A 3379-nucleotide genomic window follows, 5' to 3' on the forward strand; every position below is an offset into this window, starting at 1 on the left:
ACGTAACGGGCGCTGACCGGGGCGAACGTCACGTTGTCGACGCCGCCGTTGCCGGTGGTGGTGCTGAACACCGGCTGCCAGGAGTTGCCGTCAGCGGAGACCTCGATCCGGTAGCCGGTGGCGTACGCGGCCTCCCACCGCAGCACCGCCCGGCTGATCGTCCGGGCCGAGCCGAGGTCCACCCGCAGCCACTGGTTGTCGTTGTAGCTGCTGGCCCACCGGGTGCCGAGGCTGCCGTCGACCGCCTTGGCCGGGGTGTTGCTGGTCAGGAACTGCGTGCTGGACGCGGTGGCGGTACGGCCCTGCGCCAGGTTGGTCACCGTGTCGCCCCGGCGCGCCGGGAACGACACGACCTGCTGGTACGTGGGCCGGTTCTGCCAGCCGATCAACGGGTGGGTGATGCCGCCGAGCCCGGACTGGGCGATCGCGTCGGCGCACCACTGGTCCCCGGCACCGCAGGACGAGTCACCCGGGTAGACGGTGGCCGCCGGGGCGGCGGTGGCCTGGCCGAGCGTGTCCAGCAGCGCCTGCCGGCACGCGCCCAGGTTGCCGTTGCCGCAGTACGTGCGCCCGAGCCCGCCGGCCACCGGGTCGCCGAGCACCGCGCGCAGGTCCTTGTCGACGTAGCCCCACCAGCCGTACTGGAACGCCGAGCCCTTGTGTGCCTGGCCCTGCGACGCCCAGCTCACGCTGCCGTCGCGCGCCGCGTTCTGCCCGCCCGAGGGCGACTCGTTGACCTGCAGCGCGTCGACCAGCGCGCCGTACAGGTCGGGGCCGAGGCCGGGCCGGAACTGCGCCGCCGCCAGCAGCGGCCACCAGGCGTCGAAGATCCGGATGGCGTCGGCGTGCTGGTAGACCTTCGAGCCCGGTGACGTCTCCACCCGGCGGGACCCGGCCTGCTGCCAGGCCCGCAGCTTGGTCACCGCGGCGGCGAGCGCCGGGTCGGTGACCGGCGTGCTGTCCAGCACCCGCAGCAGTTCGCCGAGGACCTGCTGGCCACGCAGGTCGGTGACTCCCGCCTCGGCGGTGATCCGGACGACGTCGGCGCGGCTGAGCTTGCGCTGGGCGATGGCGGCCTTCACCGGGCCGTCGAGCAGTTGACCGCGGTGCACCGCGCCGTAGCTGAAGTTGCCGTCGGCTGCGCCGAAGTCCCGCGCCTGCTTGTTGTTCCAGCTGACGTAGTAGTCCTGGTTCACCGACTGCGGGTGGGCCGACGCCGGTGCGTAGGTGGCGTCGTTGGTGTCCGGGTTCCAGCCGACCCACTCGTACGCCGGCTCGGCCTTGGCCGGCAGGTTCGGGTCGAGCGTGGCCGGGCGGACCGGGTTCGCGCCGGAGTTGTAGTACGCCGCCTCGGTCGAGTTGACGTAGAACCAGTTGAACGCGTACCCGACGTTCGCGGCGGACGCCTGGAACGCCGCCGCGCTGCCCATCGCCGCCGGGTCGTTGAACGCCTGGAAGCCGATCGCCGAGTCGGCCTCGTGCCGGTAGGTGGAGCGCAGCTTCGTGAACGCGGTCGGCTGCCCGTTCACCATGCCCCGGTAGGCGACCAGCCCGTACTTGGTGCGCAGCGCGCGCAGCGTGTACGCGCCGGCCGGGGTGGAGTCGGCGAGCGTCGGCGACCACGAGTTGCGCTTCTCCAGCACCTCCATGGCCACGCACTGACCGCGGTAGAGGTAGCGGTTGGAGCGCAGCGTCGGCGCGGTGCCGTCGGTGGTGCACAGCGGCACCGCGTACGTGTCGGTCAGGTCCTGGGAGGCGGAGGTGGCGCTCCACGCGTAGTCCTGCCCGCGGCCGAGCAGCACGTAGAGGTTCAGCCCGGCGAACGCGGCGCCGCGCGCGCTGATCCCCGGCCCCTGCAGTTCCTGGAGCATGAGCAGCTGCGGGGCGAAGTAGCCGGTCTGCGGGCCGAACACGGCCACCGGGTTGCCGGTGGTGGTGTGCCGGCCGGAGACCACCACCGCGTTTGACATGCCGTGCGTGCGCAGGGTGGACAGGCCGCCGAGCAGGTCCTTGGTGGCGGCGCTGCTGCCGGTGCGGGCAGCGGCCCCGCCGGTGGCGTCGTACGCGAGCGGCTCGGCGACCACGGTGCCCGCGTCCGGCAGCACCGCGCTGGTGGCGCCGGGCGGTGTCGCGCCGTACGGGAAGCTCTGCCCGTCGTGCAGCGTCAGCACGGTCTCCGGGTCGTTCTGCGAGCGGAACGCCGCCCAGACCCGGTCGCCCTCGGTCGGGCCGTACTTGGCGCGGGCGGCCACCCGGACCAGCGCGGACCGGACCTCGCTGCCGCCGCCTCCGCCGAACAGCCCGCCGATGACGCCGGCGGTGGCGATCAGGTCGGTCATGGTGAAGTGCTTGGGCTTCCCGGCGCCGGTGAGCACGTACTCGCCGGGGTAGTTGTCGTCGGCGATCGACTTGTCGATGTAGGCGTTGATGCCGGCGATGTAGTCGGCCACGTCGGTGTAGAGCTGCTGGCCCCGGGTGCCCTTGAGGCGCAGCGCGTCCACCTGGGCCTGGAGGTCCGCCTCGGTGTAGGGCGAGTTGGCCCAGACGCTCTGCTCCAGCTCGCGGTTGCCGGGGGCGCCACCGGCGAACGAGCTGACGTTGCCGCGGCCGACGTGCCGCAGCAGGTCCATCACCCAGAGCCGGTCCTGGGCCCCGGCGTACCCGGCGCCGAACATGGTGCCGCCGCGGGTGGTGCCGGTGACGTGCGGGACGCCGGTGGCCTTGTCCCGCACGATGGTGACGTCCGAGCGTGGCGAGATCCTGCTCTCGACCTGCGCGTCGGGGACGCCGAACGAGGCGTCGTTGTAGAAGTGGGCGATCTGCTCGTCGGTCAGCCCGGCGTAGTTGTAGACCAGGTTGGCGTACTCGTCGAGCTGGTCGCTGGAGTGCGCGGGCCGGGTGCCGAGCGTCTGGTGGGCGAGGATCGCCACGAGCGTGGCGTTGCCGTTCTGCCCGGGCGGCAGGATGTCGGCGCACTGGCCGAGGCAGTAGTCGTCGGGGGTGAACGTGGTGGCGGCGAGCGCCGGTGACGGCGCGATGACCGTCAGGACGCTCGCGGTGAGGGCGGCGGTGGTGAGCGCCGCGAGGCGGGCACGGATGGCGGGTAATGGCATGGCGATCCTCCGGGGGACGCGGAGTAGGGCCGTTCGGTACGCCCGGCTGACGGCGTCTCGGCCTCCGCGCCCGGGCGTCCTGCCCGGAGGTGAGAATGACTCATATCTATCTGCGGGCAATGATCGGGGCACCACCGCCGTCCGGGATAGCCGTCGTTCACCAGTCGTCAATGCCGACGTTTCGCCGCGATCCCGGCCGTAACGACGCGGTGGGGGGGGGCCCGGTGGCACCCCCACCCCGCCCCCCCCCCCCCGGGGGGGGGGGG

Annotated in this window: 1 protein-coding gene; it reads right to left on the reverse strand. The window is 72.8% G+C overall.

The genetic code is table 11. The annotated features are described in order from the left end of the window. The coding region (locus tag KBX39_RS26905; protein WP_210873143.1) for a penicillin acylase family protein at nucleotides 1–3113 on the reverse strand (3113 nt) is incomplete at its 3' end. Nucleotides 3114–3379: the final 266 nt, after the last annotated feature.

The sequence above is a fragment of the Micromonospora sp. D75 genome (assembly GCF_018070405.1).
In the GTDB taxonomy this organism is placed as follows: Bacteria; Actinomycetota; Actinomycetes; order Mycobacteriales; family Micromonosporaceae; genus Micromonospora; species Micromonospora chalcea.